The organism is Sulfuricurvum sp. RIFOXYD12_FULL_44_77, assembly GCF_001830725.1.
GTDB classification, from domain to species: Bacteria; Campylobacterota; Campylobacteria; order Campylobacterales; family Sulfurimonadaceae; genus Sulfuricurvum; species Sulfuricurvum kujiense_A.
In genome coordinates, this window is sequence record NZ_MIBU01000259.1 from 1 (window position 1) to 16694 (window position 16694).

Consider the following 16694-nt stretch of genomic DNA (forward strand, 5'->3'; position numbering starts at 1 on the left):
AAAGAAGATTAAAGAGGTCAATGATACACTTAAAGGGCGAAAAGAAACAGATTCAAAAGAGAAGGTTATTGCCGAGTTGAACTTTGGTTTTTGGGTTAGCCTTTTTCAAAAACCTTATCAAAACTATTTTAGAACAAAAGATCTTCGACAAATTTTCCCGAATATGCCTCAAAAAAAAGAGATATTTTTAGATCGTGAAGAGATTTACAAGAAACTCGATCATATTCGTCGTTTTAGAAACAGAGTATTCCATTATGAAAAAGTGATCAATAAAGATCACTATAATGATATTGAAAAAGATATACATTTTATTCTTGCGATTTTTGATGATGAGCTAGCAGATTTTGCGATGGTATTGAATAAATCTGAACAGAGAGGGGTTTGAACTATGCTCCTTTATCAACCTGACGGAGGCTATTGTTACAACAGTGATTCGATATTGCTATACGGGTTTATCTCCCGTTTTGCCCCTCGGGGGAAAATGCTCGATGTCGGTGCGGGATGCGGGATCGTCGGATTGCTGGTAGGGCGTGATTTTCCTGCCGTGAATCTTGAAGCGGTTGAGAAACAGCCATTGTATGCTGAGTTCGCCCGTCGTAATGCGCAGATCAACGGGATCGGATATACACTGCATGAGGGGGATTTTTTGGAACTGGGCGGTCATGGAAGCTATGATTGGATCGTCTCCAATCCTCCGTTTTACCATGAAGGCTCAGCCCGCTCGGAAAACCCGATTCTCCATCAAGCCCGCTACAATGTCCATCTCCCGATCGAAGCGTTTGTCACCAAAATATCGAAACTTCTGAAATCCTCAGGTGAAGCGGCAATCTGTTACGATGCCCGTCAATTTGCCCAATTGTGCAGTGCTTTTGAGAGTAGAGGATTAAGAGTCGTTGAGGTACAATTCGTCCATTCTAAAGTGGATCGTCCCAGCATATTGGTACTGATCCACGTCAAAAGAAACAGCAAAGCGGCTCTCACCGTATTGCCTCCGCTGATTACGGAAGAAAACGGTCAATATACCCCTGCAGTGCAGGCAATTTACGACAAAGCAAAGGCGCACAGTATCAAATGTCCGATTATATGACACAAGAAGGTTTCACTTATGCGTTCAATCCCTCAGCCTGTGCCACGTGCGGCGGGAAATGCTGCACCGGTGAGAGCGGAAATATTTTTGTCTCTGTCACGGAGATAGCGGCGATTGCGAAACTTCTGGAGATGGATGAGGGGGAGTTTCGTCGTACGTTCTTGCGTAAAGAGGGATTTCGGTTTTCGCTCAAAGAGAAGATCGTAAAGGGGTCATTTGATTGTGTGTTCTTTGACCGTTCACAAAATGGGTGTAGTATTTACACCGCCCGTCCATTGCAGTGTCGAACCTTTCCGTTTTGGGATTACTTTCGCCACCGTATCGATGAACTCAAAGCGGAGTGCCCTGGAATCATTCATGATTAAATATTTATATGCCATTATTTTAACTGTATCCGTAACAAGTGCCGCGCCCAAAAGTGTCCACAACGGCAATGTATTGGAAGATACCTTTTCTCTCTATGCACTGGATGCGCAGATGCGTCAGAAACACCATCAAGCCTCTGAGTTTTTTGGCGAACTCTACAAACAGACTTCAAAAAAAGAGTACCTTTATCAATCCTTACGGATGCTGGAACAATCCAACGACATAAAATCACTCGCTAAAGTAACATCGGAAGCGCTTGCGAAAGATCCCCAAGATGAGATACTCAACCGATTTGAGATTATTATTTTGCTGAGAGAGGGAAAGTTTGCCGAAGCATCGCAAAAAGCCTTTCTTCAGAGTGAAAAAAGTAAAACATCACCCGATTATCTTTTGTATGCCGAAGCACGTTTAAAACTCGGGGACTATGCGGGAGCCGTGGGGGCACTCAAAAAATCGTATGGACTCAATTATGACGAAACGACGGCGGAGCGGATAGCTCTGATTCAATACGCGCAACTGGATGAAAAATCCGAAGCGATAGCATTTTTAAAAGAGCATATCGGAACACACGGCAACTCTCAGGTTATCGGCAAACGGTTGGGAAGCTTGTATGCGGATAGAGGTGCATTGGAAGATGCGGCGCAGATGTATGAGCAGACGTATGATAGTTTTAAAGACCCTTCTGCCGCAGAAGAGGCACTTAAAATCTATGTGTACCGCCAAGATATCTCTAAAATGACGGCATTGCTTGAAAAATCACATATGAATGATCCTGCCTTGCTTGATTTGTATGTCAGAGTTAAAGCATTTGACAAAGCATCCCTCCTCGCCCAAACACTGTATGAACGGGAAGACAACCCGCTCTATTTGGCACAAAGTTCCGTCTTCAAATACGAAGGGGCGGCGAATCGTAATGATCCTGCATTGATCTCTGAGGTGGTTGATGGGCTCAAAAGAGCCAACACTGATTTACAAGAACCTCTGTACCTCAATTATTTGGGGTATCTTATGATCGATCATGATCTCAATGTGACTGAGGGGATGGGATATGTCCGCCGTGCTCTCGAAAAACAGCCCGATTCGCCCTATTACATCGATTCGCTTGCATGGGGACATTATAAATTGAACGAGTGTGTCGAAGCACTCCGTCTGATTAAACAGGTTGAATCGATGATCGGCAGTGATGAGCAAGAGGTAAAAGATCATCTCAATGCGATTGAAAAATGTAAAACCAAGGAGAAAAATTAATGATTTTAGACGACATCATCAAAAAAACCAAAGAAGATCTCATCGAACGGGAAGCCAAGTTCAGCATGGAGTGGCTCGGCCGCTCATTAGCCTTTAACGCCCGCGCTCCTCGTGACGTACGCCCTTATCTTACCGCTACCCTTGAAGAGCCGTATCGCATTATTTCTGAAGTAAAAAAAGCTTCTCCTTCGCGTGGCGTTATCCGTGAAGATTTCGATCCCGTAGCGATTGCACAGGCGTATGAGCGCGGTGGAGCGAATGCTATTTCGATCCTTACCGAACCCCATTTTTTCCAAGGAAACCTCGATTATCTCGCGGAGATTCGCCGTTATACAAGTATTCCTCTTCTGCGCAAAGATTTCATTATCTCCAAATATCAGCTTCTAGAAGCGCTTGTGTACGGAGCCGATTTTGTCCTTCTCATCGCAGCGGCACTCAGCAGGGACGAACTCAAAGAGCTGTTGAACTATACCCGTCACCTTGGGATGGAAGCCCTTGTTGAGATTCACGATAAATCCGAGCTCACCAAAGCAATCTACGCGGGTGCCGACATTATCGGGATTAATCACCGTAACCTCCAGAGCTTTGAGATGAATATGAATCTCTCTTATGAGCTTATTCCATTGATCCCCAACGGAAAAATTATCGTTGCCGAGAGCGGTATCTATGAACACGGGCAACTCGAAGATTTGAGCAAAGCGGGAGTCGATGCCTTTTTGGTCGGCGAGTCTTTGATGCGTCAGGATGATGTGGAAAGTGCGCTTAAAACCTTGAAAAACGGATAGTTTAGCTCAATATACCTATTGTGTGACCAATGTATGACCGAAATAATGTTATATTTACAAAAACGTAGGGTCTTGTAGATGAAACAAAGAATAAAGACGTTTTTTGGGATATTTTTGATTATTGCCGCTTTTGGTATAATCCTTAGTCTGGCTTTTCCGATTCTGAGTGATCCGAAACAAGCCGGAAGAAGCGAAGATCGCAGAGGTGTTGATTTCCCTTTTTTAAAGGGAGAAACAGCGGATGTGGTATTGGTCTATTTCGGCTATGTCGGGTGTACCCGTGTCTGTACACCTGCATTGAATGATTTGGCTGAAATTTACCATGAGGCACAGCGGCGGGAGTTTGAACACATTCCTGCGGTGTGGTTTATCAATATGACGCCCCAAATGGATCCTTTATCGGTGCGAAGCTGGGCTGAACACTTCGATAAAGGGTTTAAATCGTACGCTCCGAATGAAGCAGAGCTGCAAAAGATGGTACATACGCTGAATTTGGTTTATACCCGTTTAGGGGTTGAAGCCGAACATATGCCGTACGCCTATCTGCTTCAAAAAAAAGGGAAGGGGTATGAATTGCTCTATATTTATACCTCTTCCCCATATAATCGTGACTTAATTCTAAATGATATAGGAGCCTTCTGATGAACCTCACTTTCCTTTTTCCTGCACAGGACTCCTCTTTAAGTCCAGAAATCAAAGAGCGCTTAAAGGCAGATTTTGTCAAAGCCGACAAATTTATGCTTATTATCGGGATACTCTCTTTCTTAAGTGTTGCGTTTATCACTTCCATTCGCTATTCAACCTATCAGTTTGGATTGATTAACGGTGCACTTGCCTTAGGACTCATTGTTGTCGCCTATTTAGGATTTCGCGGTACCTTGATCGGACGCAGTGTTATCGGGATCGCTCTCTCTATTTTCCCAATGATTATGATTCAACAGCAGCTCGGTATGATCGAAATGCACTTCGGTTTATTCGTTATTGCGGCATTTTTAGCGATCTATAAAGATATCATCCCGATTTTACTGGCAACGGTTGCGGTAGCGTTTCATCACATTCTCTTTTTTGTCCTTCAATTAAACCATGCAACGATGTTCGGTTTGGATGTCATCGTCTTTTCGAGCGGCTGTGATATATGGATTTTATTGACCCATATCGCCTTGTTCGCGACTCAGGTTGTAGGACTCGTTTATATCATTGTGATGACCTCCCATCAGTTCATTAAAAGCAATCAGCTTCAAATTCAAGCCGATAATAATGTAAAAGCTTTGGAACATGGGATTAAAGAAGATTCGATGATGGTGAATGAAGCCGTCAGTATCGCGGAAGAGGTCTCTAAAGGGATTATAGAGCGGACGTTGGTCTCAACTCCTGCCAATGCTCAACTTAGAGAGCTTCGTGAAGTCTTTAACAGTATGCTTGGATCATTGCGTCAAATGGTGGGGCAAGATATTCGTGAGATCACCCGTGTGGTGGAATCGTACGGTAAATTGGATTTTACACAGCGTATTCATCAAAGCAGCGGAAAAATTGAACAATTGGTCAATCAGTTGGGTGACGATATCGCCGCGATGCTCCGTACGAGCCTCGCAAACGGAACGTCAATGGATGAGAGTGCGCAGCGCTTAAAAGAGAATGTGGAAGAGCTAGACCAATCTTCTCAAAAACAGGCACTTGAGATTCAAAAAACGTCGCAGGAAGTTGAAAATATGACCCAAAGTGTCGGAGATGTCCTTCAAAAAACGCAAGAGGTGATACGACAATCGGATGATATCAAAATGATTATTACCGTCATCGGAGATATCGCCGATCAAACGAATCTCCTCGCACTCAATGCAGCTATCGAAGCGGCACGGGCAGGGGAACATGGACGAGGATTCGCCGTGGTTGCCGATGAGGTTCGCAAACTCGCCGAGCGTACCCAAAAATCATTGTCGGAAATTAATGCCAATGTCGGTATTTTGGTTCAATCGATCAGCGATATCGGGGATGCGATTGAAGGGCAGTCTAGAGGGATCGTCGAGATCAATAACATTGTTTCGGGATTTGAGGTAGAGACGCAGCATAATGCGGAAATTGCACGAAATACCGACTCAATCGCTAATGAAGTTTTCATGATGGCGGATCGTGTCTTGAGTGAAGTGAAGGCGAAAAAGTTTTAGAACAGTAATTTTTCGGGATTATTTGTATAATAATAAACCAATATAATAGTTTCAATTTAGAAATCCAATGTTATAATTATTTAAATTAACGTCAGGGATAGTGAATGGAATCGTATACAACGTACAAACGGCTTATTGCTAAGACGGTTATTGTCTCCTTATTAACCAGTTTAGCCGTTGCTTTTTTGTACGGCGTCTACATTAAAAAACAAGCCGTTGACGATTTGGCCCGTGTTGATGCCCGTAAAACGAGCCGATTAGCCTTTGAAGCACTTTATTCTGCTATGGAAAAAGGGTGGAGCAAAGAGGAGTTGGATGCGATTATTGTTCGCTTGAACAAAGTTGAACCTAAAATGAGCATTAATGCTTATAGAAGTCCTATAGTTGCCGAACTTTTCGGGGATCGTAACAACGATAAGCAGATTCGAGACCACGACCCTATGGTTGCCAGTGCGATGAAGGGTGAAGAGATATTGGCGGGGGATGAGGAGATTCGCTATCTTTATCCGATCGTCGTTAAACAAGAGTGTTTAAGCTGTCATACCAATGCTAAAATAGGGGATATTAACGGCGTTATCGATGTCCGTTTTCCGGTTGCCAACCTCAAAATTTCACTCACTACGATGATTAACTCGTTTATTATCTTTTTTGTCCTCTTTACTATTGTCATTTTTGCTATTTTGTATTACAAACTGAATGAATTATTGGTTCAGCCTATCAAACAGTTTATTGTGATGATTCAAGATATTATCAGCAATAACGATATGGCCAAACGGATAAGTCTTAAAACGAAAATTCTCGAAGTCAAAAACATTGAAAATTATTTCAATAAAATGCTGGATTCGATTCAAGACTACTATGAAAAGCTCCAAGAACTCTCAGACCGTGATTATCTGACAGGACTCTATAATCGCCGAAAATTTGAAGAATTTTTGACCTATGAAGTGATGCGCTCGGTTCGTCATCACCATAAATTTACCGTTTTGATGATCGATTTGGATAATTTTAAATATATCAATGATACCTACGGTCACGCTTCGGGGGATTTGGTACTCAAAGAGGTAACGAATATTTTTGGATCGAACCTCCGAAATGCCGATGTTTTAGCTCGTATCGGAGGGGATGAATTTGCGGTAATTCTCCCTGAAACACCGTATGAAAGCGGGTATGCGGTAGTCGAAAAACTTCGCTCATCCCTTGAATCAACCCCAATTTCGTTGATGTTTGATCAAGTATCGTTAACGGCGAGTTTCGGAATAGCGGAATATCCGGAACAGGGTGAAAATATCACCGCACTGTTGACAGGATCGGATTTGGCAATGTATAAGGCTAAACGTGCCGGTAAAAATACGATTGCGCGTGCCGATCAAAGCGATCAGGAGATGGCGAGTGAGATTCAGAAAAAAGGGGAGTTCTTACGTCGTGCTATTGATGAAGATTGTGTAGAGCCTTTTGTTCAACCGATTTACGATGTACAAAGCGGAGAGATCTTCGGATATGAAGTTCTTGCCCGTATTCGTGACGGCCAACGCTATATGGCGGCGGGGCAGTTTATCGAAGTAGCAGAGAGCTTGGGCTTCGCACCTAAAATCGATCAAATAATTTTAACCAAAGGGTTATTGGCGCGTGAAGAGCGTGGGTTATGGGATAAACGCTTTTTCTTTAATCTTTCCACGAAAAGTCTTTTTGGCGGAGATTATGTTGATCTCATTAAAGAACATGGCGAACGAAACCCGAATCCGAGTTCCAGTACAGGAATTACGATTGAAATTTTAGAGCGTGAAGCGATTCATAACGTCAACGGGCTGATGGATATTATAGAAGAGCTGAAACAAAAAGGGATCAGTTTTGCGCTGGATGATTTCGGTTCAGGGTTTTCATCGTTTGTCTATCTTAAATATTTCGATACCGATTACGTCAAAATTGACGGTGAATTTGTCAAAAATATTGTTGTCAATGAGAAAGACCGCATTTTTGTAAAACATATTCATCAGATTGCGAAAGAGTTCGGGAAGGAAACCATTGCAGAGTATGTGGAAGATATCGAGACCCTTAATATCTTAAAAGAGATCGGTGTCGATTATGCGCAGGGCTTCCATTTAGGTCGCCCTCATCAACTCTAAGGGCTCTTAGCCCAATATCTTTTTAGCGCATTCGTTGATCCGTTTTCCATCTGCTTGAGCGCCGAGTGCTTTAGACGCCGCACCCATAACCCGTCCGATATCTTTGATCGATTCAGCTCCGGTTTCAGCGATGATAGTACGCAATGCAGACTCTAATGCTTCATCACTGAGCTGTGCAGGTAAATAGGTTTCAAAAATAGCCGCTTCGGAAGCCTCTTTTTCATACAAATCTTCACGTCCCGCATCACGGTATTGGCTCATAGCATCGTTGCGTTGTTTGACCTGTTTTTGGATAATTTTAATAATATCATCATCACTAAGCTCTTTGCGCTCATCCACTTCGATTTGTTTCATAGCACTGCTAAGAAGACGAAGTGCATCGCGCAACGCTACATTTTTCTCTTTCATAGCGGTTTTGATGTCATTGCTTATTTGTTCTTTTAAACTCATATCTACCCCTTGGAACTATTTTTGCTTATTATAGCCAAATATGACTCGGATGGAATAATGCGCATACCCCTCACCCTATCGATACTGTCGGCATCGTTGTTGCTTAGTGGTTGTAATGCGCGTCTTACCGAGCCTGAAATAGCCTTTACTCCCCCGAAATATGTCGAAGAGATGCCCTCACGGGAAGAAGAAAACAGTTTTGTGGCACGCGGAAGTTTGTTCGGTCAAGGGGATAGCCCCCTCTTTTCCGATCACAAGGCGATGCATGTCAACGATATTGTGACCGTCGTTATTTCAGAAACGGCAACCAGCTCAAATAAAGCGAGCAAAGCGTTGACGGAAGCGGATACTTTGGGGCTAAACGGCGGCCTTTTTAGCTCTGCAGGGAACAATTCAGCCGTCAATTCGGCGGTGGGAAAACTAAACGGTTTAGCCAATATCGGATTTAGTGCCGGATCAAGTTCCGACTACTCCGGATCAGGAAGTGCGACTAAAAATGCCTCTTTTTCGACGACAGTGTCGGCTCGTATCGTCAAAGTGATGGCAAACGGAAACTATTTTATCACCGGACGTCGTGAGATTATGGTGGACGATCAAAAACAGATTATGCAGCTCAGCGGTGTTATCCGGCCGTATGACATTGATCAAAACAATCAAATCAACTCATCAAAAATCTCAGATGCTAAGATCCTTTATGCCAATGAAGGGGATGTTGACCGCTCGATCAATCAAGGCTGGGCAAGTAAAATGGTCGGAGCCGTCTGGCCGTTTTGATAATCCGCTTCAGCGGATCATTTGCATCGGATCGATATGCGCGTTGCGCTGTGTTACCTGAAACATCAACTCTCTTCCCGCACGTCCGATAATCGAACCTTGTTTAAGCCGTTTGCCCACTTCGACCGTAGGGGCAATTTTGTCCAGATGGGCATAGATCGTATGCAGACCGTTGTCGTGTTCTATAATAACGACGTTTTCTAGCATCGCCGTCGGTTTGGCGAGGATAACTTTTCCGTTGAGTACCGATTTAACCTTGGCATCGGCTTCATTCGGACGTAATGAGACGGAGTCATTAAAGATTTTTATCCCGTAAATCGGATCGGTATAAGGGCCGAACCGTTTCGTTACCACGTAGCCATCTAGCGGAGCGATTGTCCGCTCACCCGAATACCCCGCAACATTGGAGGGGCTGTATTGGGCAACGGCCCGTTTGACATCTTCGGGGACCGGTTTGGAACCCGGTTTTTGTGCTACCCGTGATAGAGGAGCTTTTTTCGGTTTAAGCGATTCACGTTTAATAATATTGAGGTTAGCAAGGGTATTTTGAAGTGAACGCTGCTGATTAAGAATCTTATCCAACGATTTTTTATACTGATTTTTCTCTTTTTCAAGGAGTGCAATCGCTTTTTCATTCTCTTTTTTCGTCTCTAGCACTCTATTTTTTTGCTGGTCAATGACGGCAATTGATTTTTTAAGGACGGTGGTTTGAGACGAGAGCCCCGAAATTTTCTCGGCATTTTCGGAAAAGATGAAATTAAGCTCTTTAATCTCTTGCTGAATCTGTTTAAGATGCAGTTTGAGCGCCTCTTCAAGGATAATTGAATTGGCCTCTTTTGCACGATCGTCGTTGATAAGCAAAGAGATAGAGGTGTTGCGGGCTATCGCGAACACGAGACGTTGTTCGATATCGTTTTGGGTTTTAATCAAAAGAGCTTGCTGTGCTTCCAGTCCATGCAGCGTCGTTTTGTTGGATTGATAGACGCTCTCTTTGGATTTCAGCTCTTCGACGAGGGTGTTGATATGTTGTTGCTGCGTCCCTACAATTTGGCGCTGTTGGATAATTTTGGAGGCGGTAGCTTCGAGTTTAGCGTTGAGACTTGAGAATGTTTGTTTGGTTTGATTTAGCTGCGTTGAGGTTTTTTGAATTTTTTCATCTATTTTGGCGGCAGGGAGCGAAACCGCCAAAAAAGAGATTAAGAGAAGGGAGAAGGGGGTTCGCATCTATTCCTCTTCTTCGTTTCCGATGACGATCGTGAGGGTGAGGACGATAGAGACCCCGAGTGCTATTAGAAGCGAACGGACTCCGTCATTGACAAAATCAAACAATTCGATACTGATTCCGACCGTACGGAGCAATAGATCCATCCATCCGTATTGCTCGATCATAAAAAAGGCGAGGCACAGTACGATGGTCGCGATGATCGCATCAACGATGGCAAGGCGGAACAATACTGCGGAACGGAGCCATACGGGTGCCCCGAAAAGAGCCATAATCGACATACGATCGGCATGTTGAAACTGCCATAAACGCATCTCTTTCAAAATCAGAAGCGAGGTGACTGCCGCGATGGCGATAGAGAAGATTTGGACGACATCTTTAAACAAAAGCATCAGCTTATAGACGGTGTCATGGGTCTGGGCATACCCTTCAACCCGCTCGATAGCAGAGTGTTTTTCGAGCCGTTTTTGAAGTTTTGATATCTCTTGTGGGGTCGGGAAACGGCTTAGATAGAGGCGATAGAATTTTGGGAGGGTGAGTTTGAGCAAATCAAGATTCTTTTTCGTCATTTCACCTTTGAGCCGCTCCAATACCTGATCGGTAGCAATCGATTCGCTTCTCTCAATCAGGGAGTCCATCGCTTTAAATTCGGTCGCAGTGAGGGCTTTGTTGGAGACAACGATGATAGAGTAGTCATTTTTGAGACGATTTTCATACGCTTCGATGGTGCGATCTACCGCAACATAAATTTGTACCGAAAATAAAACGGTAAAGAGGGCAATAATGAGTGAGATATGATTTTTAAGAGATTTCATGCAGATTCCCCATCTCGATATGAAAATGTTTATACGGCACGCTGATGCTGGAAGGGATATGGTGTGTTACGACGACAATCGTTGTTTTGAGCTGAGTATTGGCCCCCTCTAGGAGATTCCAAATCACTTCCGATGAGTATTCATCCAAATTTCCGGTCGGCTCATCCGCTAAAATCAAAATAGGGTTGTGGGCGAGGGCACGCGCCATAGCAACTCGCTGCTGTTCCCCTCCGGAGAGTTCAGGGGGGTATTTGCCCGCTTGATGGATCAGTTTAACGTGGCCGAGAAGTTTTTGAACCTGTACGGCGCTCACCTCTTTCGTATATCCGGAGATAATAAGGGGGAGCATAACGTTTTTCTCAATCGTCCACTCTTTAATCAATTTGTAGTCTTGAAAAACGATACCGATATGACGACGGAGGAAATTAAGTTTGGAGGTACTGATACGGTTCATTTTGACACCGCCCACCATAAGTCCTCCTGCTCGGGGTTCTATAGCACCGTAAAGGGATTTTAGAAGGGTTGATTTACCGCTTCCGCTGGCTCCGGTGATAAAGACAAAGCTCCCCGCATCGATGGAAAAACTGGCTTTGCTAATGATGGTTTCAAACTCTTTGTACGACAGCGAGAGGTTTTCGGCAATAATGACTTTATCCATGAAGTAGCTCGTCTAATAAGATGTGGGCTTTGAGATTTGCACTTGAGCGAACGGGGAGAGAGGGGTAATAGCGTGCCGCGCCGTTTTCGAGGAGTACATAGGTACTCTCAGGGCGATCAAAACTTCCCATAGAGAGGCGGATCATACTTCCCGCTTTCCCGACGCTAAACATACGTTCGACGTGAATAAATCCCCAGTCGCGTTTATAGGTCTCTTTGGAGAGGCGATAGAGTGCATCGGCATCAATAGTTCCCTCTGAAAAAGTAAAATCGCCGATCATGTCAGGCTCAGGAGATTCTATATCACAGGTAAAGGTGACGTCGTAGATATTTTTCTCCTGTTTTTTCCAACGGTCTTCGTATTTGCTGACGATAGCGATCTCTTGGTTTTTACGCACCTCAAAGCGGCTTTGGCGCGGAGTGCTGAAGGTCTCTAACGCGAAACGGTAGTAATTTTCGCTATCGGTACGAAGTTCCAGCGTTCCGCCGACGCGCAGTGCCCGCTCCGACTCTTTCAAAAAGGCTTCGGAGATAACGCGGCGGTGAGGTTTTTTGTCCCACGGCACCGGAAAATGGACGTAAACTTTACCGACAATGTTGGAGGGGACGAACTCCAAAAATAATCGTGCATCGTAATCTAGGATCATAATATTGGTGAGGTTTTGGATGACGATCTGTTTGAGCGCCTGCTCGATTGAGGGTTTGTGAATCTCTAATCCGATAAACAAAACATCGGGATTGGCGGAGGCTTGGTGGAGAAGATGACGGGCTGAACCGAATCCGACCTCGATACGTACTTCCCGATCTTTTGGGAAATTATCGGCGAAAAACTGGATCGATTTGAGGGCATCATGGGTTTTGAGATGGGCATTTTCAGGGGCGTTATCGACATTCGAATCGAGGATCGGAGAACCGGAACACTCCGCATAGGCTGATAAGGCGTGTTTGAGTATAAAGTTAGGGGAAGGGCGGGTAACCTTATCCCCTTTGAGGAGTTTTTTTGCGCCGTTTTTGTAGACCAAAAAGAACTCTCTCCCTTTATAACGGGTAGCGATCAGTGCACCCTCATCAGGGTTTTTATAATCGGCTTGAAAGAGAAACTCCACCTCACCGCAGTGAGCGGGAAAGGTAAGGGGGTTAAACGATTCGAGGTTTAAATGCGGCATTCTCTATTTGGCCTCGTAACGTAATTCGATCGCTTCGGTAGGAAGGGAGCGGATACCGTTTTTATCGACACTCAAAATCTCATACAGGTAACCGGTGTCAGGTTTGATATCGCTATCACGGAAGGTTGTCTCCGTAATATTGTTGATATCGATACTCTCACGGGTGATCCAGCTTGTTTTCGTCGTTTTGACAACCGTATAAGAGACGGCGCGAGGATCACTGTTTTTCCATTGAAGTTCAGCCGTTTTGTTTACGACTTTCCCCTCATAGGCGATCGGTGTTTGCGGTTTAGAGAGGGTTGAACCCTGCGTAGCGACGGAGGATTTGAGACTCTCAAGGCCGTCTTTATCTACGGCGGTAATTTTGTAGAAGTAGAACTTGCCGTCTTCCGTGATGGTATCGGTAAAACTGGTAGATTCGAGTTTGACATGATACTCAAATGAACCGTTCGGTGTGGATGAGCGATAGATATTATAATGGCTCAAATCCTTGATCGTACTTGCTTCCCATCCCAATGTGATAGCACGAGGGAGATCGTTGGTCGAGGTGATGTTGCGAATCTCAGGAGGCAACGGCTTGGTGATCACTTTGCTCACTTCACTCGGTTCGGTGGTGAGTTTGTCAAACGTCGTCGCTTTGATGCGATAGTGATAGACTTGGCTGTCTTTGAGGTCACGATCGATGTATTCGGCATTCAAACGACCCGTAATGGTAGCAATAGCGACCCATTTTTGATCCGTAGCTTCTTGACGCTCGATCACATAGCCGTTAATTTTTCCGTTCGGGTGCGGACGCCAGAGAAGTTTGGCACTGCGGGGCATATTGCCGACGCTTTGGAAAAAACTGATTGGTGCGATCATCGGCTGAGTCGCTACGAGCATGGTCTCGCTGGCAACCGATTCGCTCCCCTCTTTGGTGATAGCCGAAAAGCGGTATTGGTACTCGCTTCCGGGTTTGAGATCGCTGTCGACGAAATGGGTTGCAAATCGGCTGTCGATCGTTGCAATCCGCTGGAGTTTTTGATCCTCGGCACCGGGTGTGTTGCGATAGACGTAATAGCCGCTGACTCTCGGATCTTCAAGAGGTTTCCACTCGAACGCGATCGAGGTGATATCGGCGATAAACCCGTTCAACGACGGAGTCGGAAGTGTCGAGTCAATCGTGACGGCCTTAGGGGCTACGGGCTGAGGGACACAGCCGCTAAAGCTAAAGAGACTCAGAGCTAAAGAGGCGCTCAATGCGTATCGGATCGATGAGTTCATGCAATTCCTTTGAATCAAAATGTTTTTGTAAATAATCTTCTACCACATTCCCCAACGGTGCGGTGAAATTCACCCGTTTTTGGGTCGTCGGATGGGTAAAATAGAGGTTATAAGCGTGAAGCAAGATACGTTCCATTTTATCGCTTTTTGCCGAGGTTCCATAGAGATGATCGCCGATGATATGGCGGCTGATCGATTCGAGATGAACCCGAATCTGATGGGTACGTCCGGTGAAAAGTTTGCACGCGATCAGCTCTTCGGTCTCGTCATGACTCGGTAGGAGTTTGGCAAACGCAGTTTTGGCACTTTTGCCCGTTTCGCTGATTGCCATTTTAAGGCGATTGTGCGCGCTTCGTCCGATCGGGCGGTCGATCACGGTGATCTCCTCTTTCATCGCAGGGGTAACGACGGCGAGATAAAAACGCCCCATCGTTTTGTCTTGAAGTTGCAAGGAGAGCGCTTCATGGGCTTCGTTGTTTTTGGCGATGACCATCGCGCCGCTCGTTCCTCGGTCGAGTCGATGGACGATTCCGTGACGCTCTTCGCCGCTGAGGGTCGAGAGGGCGATCCCTTTATGTTTAAGCCAATCAACAAGGGTCGGCTCTTTCACGCTCGGTGCAGGGTGGACGGTGAGAGAACTGGGTTTATTGATAACGAGGATATCGTCGTCTTCGAATAAAATCTCGACATCAAAATCGATTTTTTGTGCGGGGGTCGATTTTTGCTCAGGAAAGCGGATGGTGACTTTTTGAGAAGGTTTGAGTTTAAGCCCCGATTTGGCGGTTGCTTTGCCATCCACGCTAACGCAGTTTTGCTCGATGAGCTGTGCAATCTGATTACGGGTTTGACCGAGTTGCTGGGTTAAAAAAACGTCTAAACGAACCGCTTCGTCTGTCGTAAATGTAGATTCTTCTTGTGTCAAAATGGGATGCCTTTTGGTATTGGGTCTGTGTACGTTAAAATAAAGTTATAAGCCCGCTATGCTACAATTAGCAAAAATTAAAGAAGGACCGTAGTGCTTAATATTGATCGCCGAATTTTAGCACATTTTGATTTCATAACGGTTATCTTATTGATTCCGCTCATATTCACTTCAGGTTGGCTTATTTACGAGATCCATCCGACCCTTGGACAAAAGCATACCGTTTACGTGTTTGTCGGGATCGGTGTCTTTATTACCCTTTTTCTCCTCCCTATCCGTCGGCTGCTCTGGATGATCCCGATAGCCTATTGGACGAGTATTTTGCTCCTTATCGCCGTGGAGTTTGTAGGACATAGCCGTTTGGGAGCAAAGCGGTGGATCGAGATTCCGTTTATCCATTTTACCCTTCAGCCCTCGGAACTGCTAAAGCCCGCATTTGTCCTGATGCTCGCCTATCTTATCAACCGTAATCCCCCTCCGCGTGATGGATACCGACTCAAAGATTTTTTGAAACTCTCATTTTTTATCATTATGCCGTTTTTTCTTATCGCCAAAGAACCCGATTTGGGGACGGCAACCGTTTTGGCGTTGTTAGGATTCGGTATCTTGTTTATCGTCGGTGTCCATTGGAAAATATGGATCGGTTTGGCAGTCGCTTTTGTCATCTCCCTCCCGCTTATCTACACGCAGCTGCACGATTACCAAAAACAGCGGTTATATGATTTCGTCGGCGAAAAACCGAGCTACCACGTCGAGCAGTCGATTATCGCCGTCGGATCGGGGGGCTTTTTCGGTAAAAACAAAGAAGATGCGACCCAAACGCAAATGAAGTTTCTCCCCATCGCATCGAGTGACTTTATTTTCGCCTACGTGGTGGAGCGTTTCGGATTTTTCGGGGCATTTTTACTCATCACCCTCTATGCCGCGCTGATTATCCATCTGCTCTTAATCGCCTTTTGGACGGAGGACTACTATATAAAAGTAGTCGCAGGGGGGTTATCGCTCCTCTTTTTCATTTATATGGCGGTTAACATCGCCATGACGATCGGATTTGCCCCCGTCGTCGGGGTTCCGCTCCCCATGTTTAGCTACGGAGGGAGCAGTTTTGTGAACTTTATGGTCATTTTGGCGATTTTGGAAAACCTCTTAGCCTATCGATTCCGATATCTTTACGGAGATACGGGTAAAAAAAGCTTCGTCTAATCAAAGAGCGTTTATAATTGCGCTCTTTCAAAAATGGGTCAATAGTTCAGTGGTTAGAGCCCCCCGCTCATAACGGGGTTGTCGCAGGTTCAAATCCTGCTTGACCCACCACCTCCAAATCTCCTGCATAACGTACTTTCAAGCTGTTTTTCTATCATATGAACTATGGGTATTTTTGTTTGGGTACCGAGTTAGGTACCGACTTTCGTCTTTAAATGGGTCTTATCTATTCAATTTATGGCATAACGTACTAAACCAATAAAATAATTGTTTGATCTTCATGTAACAAAAAACTGTCATATTTTAATGAGTATTTTTATTAAATATATATGTATTGCGTCTTTTAACCCTAAAAAAGTAGCATTATAAATGCCACGGCGCGAAAGTTCCCGCAGGGAAACGTGCCGGGGAAACAAGCGGTAGCGCGTTAGCTGTGGTCGAAGAGTTTAGG

General features: G+C 44.9%; 16 protein-coding genes, 1 tRNA gene and 1 pseudogene. 11 read left to right on the forward strand and 7 right to left on the reverse strand.

Annotation, left to right across the window (positions count from 1 at the left end; genetic code table 11):
* The 8 genes and pseudogenes from A2517_RS09100 to A2517_RS09135 all read left to right on the forward strand — a co-directional run.
* Positions 1-385, forward strand: a pseudogene (locus A2517_RS09100) (hypothetical protein); the annotation flags it as partial.
* 3 nt (positions 386-388) lie between these two features.
* The gene (locus tag A2517_RS09105; protein ID WP_294896281.1) at positions 389-1087 is read left to right on the forward strand and encodes a methyltransferase; all 699 of its coding nucleotides are present in this window, start codon (positions 389-391) and stop codon (positions 1085-1087) included.
* A complete protein-coding gene (locus tag A2517_RS09110) occupies positions 1072-1452 on the forward strand; it encodes a YkgJ family cysteine cluster protein (RefSeq protein ID WP_294896283.1) in 381 nt (126 codons plus the stop codon). The genes A2517_RS09105 and A2517_RS09110 overlap by 16 nt, the downstream gene beginning before the upstream one ends.
* Entirely contained in the window at positions 1445-2701 is a 1257-nt protein-coding gene (locus A2517_RS09115) for a hypothetical protein (protein WP_294896285.1), read from the forward strand. The genes A2517_RS09110 and A2517_RS09115 overlap by 8 nt, the downstream gene beginning before the upstream one ends.
* The gene (gene trpC, locus A2517_RS09120; protein ID WP_294896287.1) at positions 2701-3486 is read left to right on the forward strand and encodes an indole-3-glycerol phosphate synthase TrpC; all 786 of its coding nucleotides are present in this window, start codon (positions 2701-2703) and stop codon (positions 3484-3486) included. Before A2517_RS09115 ends, trpC begins: the two co-directional genes overlap by 1 nt.
* 78 nt (positions 3487-3564) lie before the next feature.
* Positions 3565-4128, forward strand: a complete 564-nt coding sequence (locus tag A2517_RS09125) for an SCO family protein (RefSeq protein ID WP_294896289.1) — start codon at positions 3565-3567, stop codon at positions 4126-4128.
* Positions 4128-5648 (forward strand): methyl-accepting chemotaxis protein, encoded by a 1521-nt coding sequence (locus tag A2517_RS09130; RefSeq protein ID WP_294896291.1) that lies wholly within the window; start codon positions 4128-4130, stop codon positions 5646-5648. Before A2517_RS09125 ends, A2517_RS09130 begins: the two co-directional genes overlap by 1 nt.
* A 104-nt stretch (positions 5649-5752) precedes the next feature.
* Positions 5753-7771, forward strand: coding sequence for a GGDEF and EAL domain-containing protein (locus A2517_RS09135; RefSeq protein WP_294896292.1), 2019 nt, complete (start codon positions 5753-5755; stop codon positions 7769-7771).
* A 6-nt stretch (positions 7772-7777) separates the two neighbouring features.
* Here the strand turns inward: A2517_RS09135 and A2517_RS09140 are convergent, their stop codons facing one another.
* The gene (locus A2517_RS09140) at positions 7778-8221 is read right to left on the reverse strand and encodes a GatB/YqeY domain-containing protein (RefSeq protein WP_294896293.1); all 444 of its coding nucleotides are present in this window, start codon (positions 8219-8221) and stop codon (positions 7778-7780) included.
* A 57-nt stretch (positions 8222-8278) separates the two neighbouring features.
* Between A2517_RS09140 and flgH the strand changes: the two genes are divergently transcribed.
* Positions 8279-8995, forward strand: a complete 717-nt coding sequence (flgH, locus tag A2517_RS09145; protein WP_294896294.1) for a flagellar basal body L-ring protein FlgH — start codon at positions 8279-8281, stop codon at positions 8993-8995.
* Between the two features lie 9 nt (positions 8996-9004).
* Here the strand turns inward: flgH and A2517_RS09150 are convergent, their stop codons facing one another.
* Genes A2517_RS09150 through A2517_RS09175 form a run of 6 tightly spaced genes read right to left on the reverse strand, consistent with a single transcriptional unit; the run spans position 9005 to position 15040 of the window.
* Entirely contained in the window at positions 9005-10219 is a 1215-nt protein-coding gene (locus A2517_RS09150) for a murein hydrolase activator EnvC (protein ID WP_294896296.1), read from the reverse strand.
* Positions 10220-11032 carry a cell division protein FtsX gene (locus A2517_RS09155; protein WP_294896298.1) on the reverse strand — a complete coding sequence of 271 codons (813 nt, stop codon included), beginning with the start codon at positions 11030-11032 and terminating at the stop codon, positions 10220-10222.
* Positions 11019-11690 carry a cell division ATP-binding protein FtsE gene (locus A2517_RS09160; protein WP_294896300.1) on the reverse strand — a complete coding sequence of 224 codons (672 nt, stop codon included), beginning with the start codon at positions 11688-11690 and terminating at the stop codon, positions 11019-11021. The genes A2517_RS09155 and A2517_RS09160 overlap by 14 nt, the downstream gene beginning before the upstream one ends.
* A complete protein-coding gene (gene trmB / locus A2517_RS09165) occupies positions 11683-12855 on the reverse strand; it encodes a tRNA (guanosine(46)-N7)-methyltransferase TrmB (protein WP_294896302.1) in 1173 nt (390 codons plus the stop codon). The genes A2517_RS09160 and trmB overlap by 8 nt, the downstream gene beginning before the upstream one ends.
* A 3-nt stretch (positions 12856-12858) precedes the next feature.
* The gene (locus tag A2517_RS09170) at positions 12859-14118 is read right to left on the reverse strand and encodes a hypothetical protein (RefSeq protein WP_294896305.1); all 1260 of its coding nucleotides are present in this window, start codon (positions 14116-14118) and stop codon (positions 12859-12861) included.
* Complete coding sequence (locus tag A2517_RS09175) at positions 14063-15040, reverse strand: RluA family pseudouridine synthase (protein WP_294896307.1); 978 nt, start codon at positions 15038-15040, stop codon at positions 14063-14065. The genes A2517_RS09170 and A2517_RS09175 overlap by 56 nt, the downstream gene beginning before the upstream one ends.
* Positions 15041-15133: 93 nt before the next feature.
* Between A2517_RS09175 and A2517_RS09180 the strand changes: the two genes are divergently transcribed.
* Entirely contained in the window at positions 15134-16243 is a 1110-nt protein-coding gene (locus A2517_RS09180) for an FtsW/RodA/SpoVE family cell cycle protein (RefSeq protein ID WP_294896309.1), read from the forward strand.
* 35 nt (positions 16244-16278) lie between these two features.
* A tRNA-Ile gene (locus tag A2517_RS09185) sits at positions 16279-16354 on the forward strand.
* Positions 16355-16694: the final 340 nt, after the last annotated feature.

Bases quoted from the DNA above. Each gene is read 5' to 3' on its own strand.
- A2517_RS09105 (WP_294896281.1), top strand. From the start codon at position 389: ATGCTCCTTTATCAACCTGACGGAGGCTATTGTTACAACAGTGATTCG.
- A2517_RS09110 (WP_294896283.1), top strand. From the start codon at position 1,072: ATGTCCGATTATATGACACAAGAAGGTTTCACTTATGCGTTCAATCCC.
- A2517_RS09115 (WP_294896285.1), top strand. From the start codon at position 1,445: ATGATTAAATATTTATATGCCATTATTTTAACTGTATCCGTAACAAGT.
- trpC (WP_294896287.1), top strand. From the start codon at position 2,701: ATGATTTTAGACGACATCATCAAAAAAACCAAAGAAGATCTCATCGAA.
- A2517_RS09125 (WP_294896289.1), top strand. From the start codon at position 3,565: ATGAAACAAAGAATAAAGACGTTTTTTGGGATATTTTTGATTATTGCC.
- A2517_RS09130 (WP_294896291.1), top strand. From the start codon at position 4,128: ATGAACCTCACTTTCCTTTTTCCTGCACAGGACTCCTCTTTAAGTCCA.
- A2517_RS09135 (WP_294896292.1), top strand. From the start codon at position 5,753: ATGGAATCGTATACAACGTACAAACGGCTTATTGCTAAGACGGTTATT.
- A2517_RS09140 (WP_294896293.1), bottom strand. From the start codon at position 8,221: ATGAGTTTAAAAGAACAAATAAGCAATGACATCAAAACCGCTATGAAA.
- flgH (WP_294896294.1), top strand. From the start codon at position 8,279: ATGCGCATACCCCTCACCCTATCGATACTGTCGGCATCGTTGTTGCTT.
- A2517_RS09150 (WP_294896296.1), bottom strand. From the start codon at position 10,219: ATGCGAACCCCCTTCTCCCTTCTCTTAATCTCTTTTTTGGCGGTTTCG.
- A2517_RS09155 (WP_294896298.1), bottom strand. From the start codon at position 11,032: ATGAAATCTCTTAAAAATCATATCTCACTCATTATTGCCCTCTTTACC.
- A2517_RS09160 (WP_294896300.1), bottom strand. From the start codon at position 11,690: ATGGATAAAGTCATTATTGCCGAAAACCTCTCGCTGTCGTACAAAGAG.
- trmB (WP_294896302.1), bottom strand. From the start codon at position 12,855: ATGCCGCATTTAAACCTCGAATCGTTTAACCCCCTTACCTTTCCCGCT.
- A2517_RS09170 (WP_294896305.1), bottom strand. From the start codon at position 14,118: ATGAACTCATCGATCCGATACGCATTGAGCGCCTCTTTAGCTCTGAGT.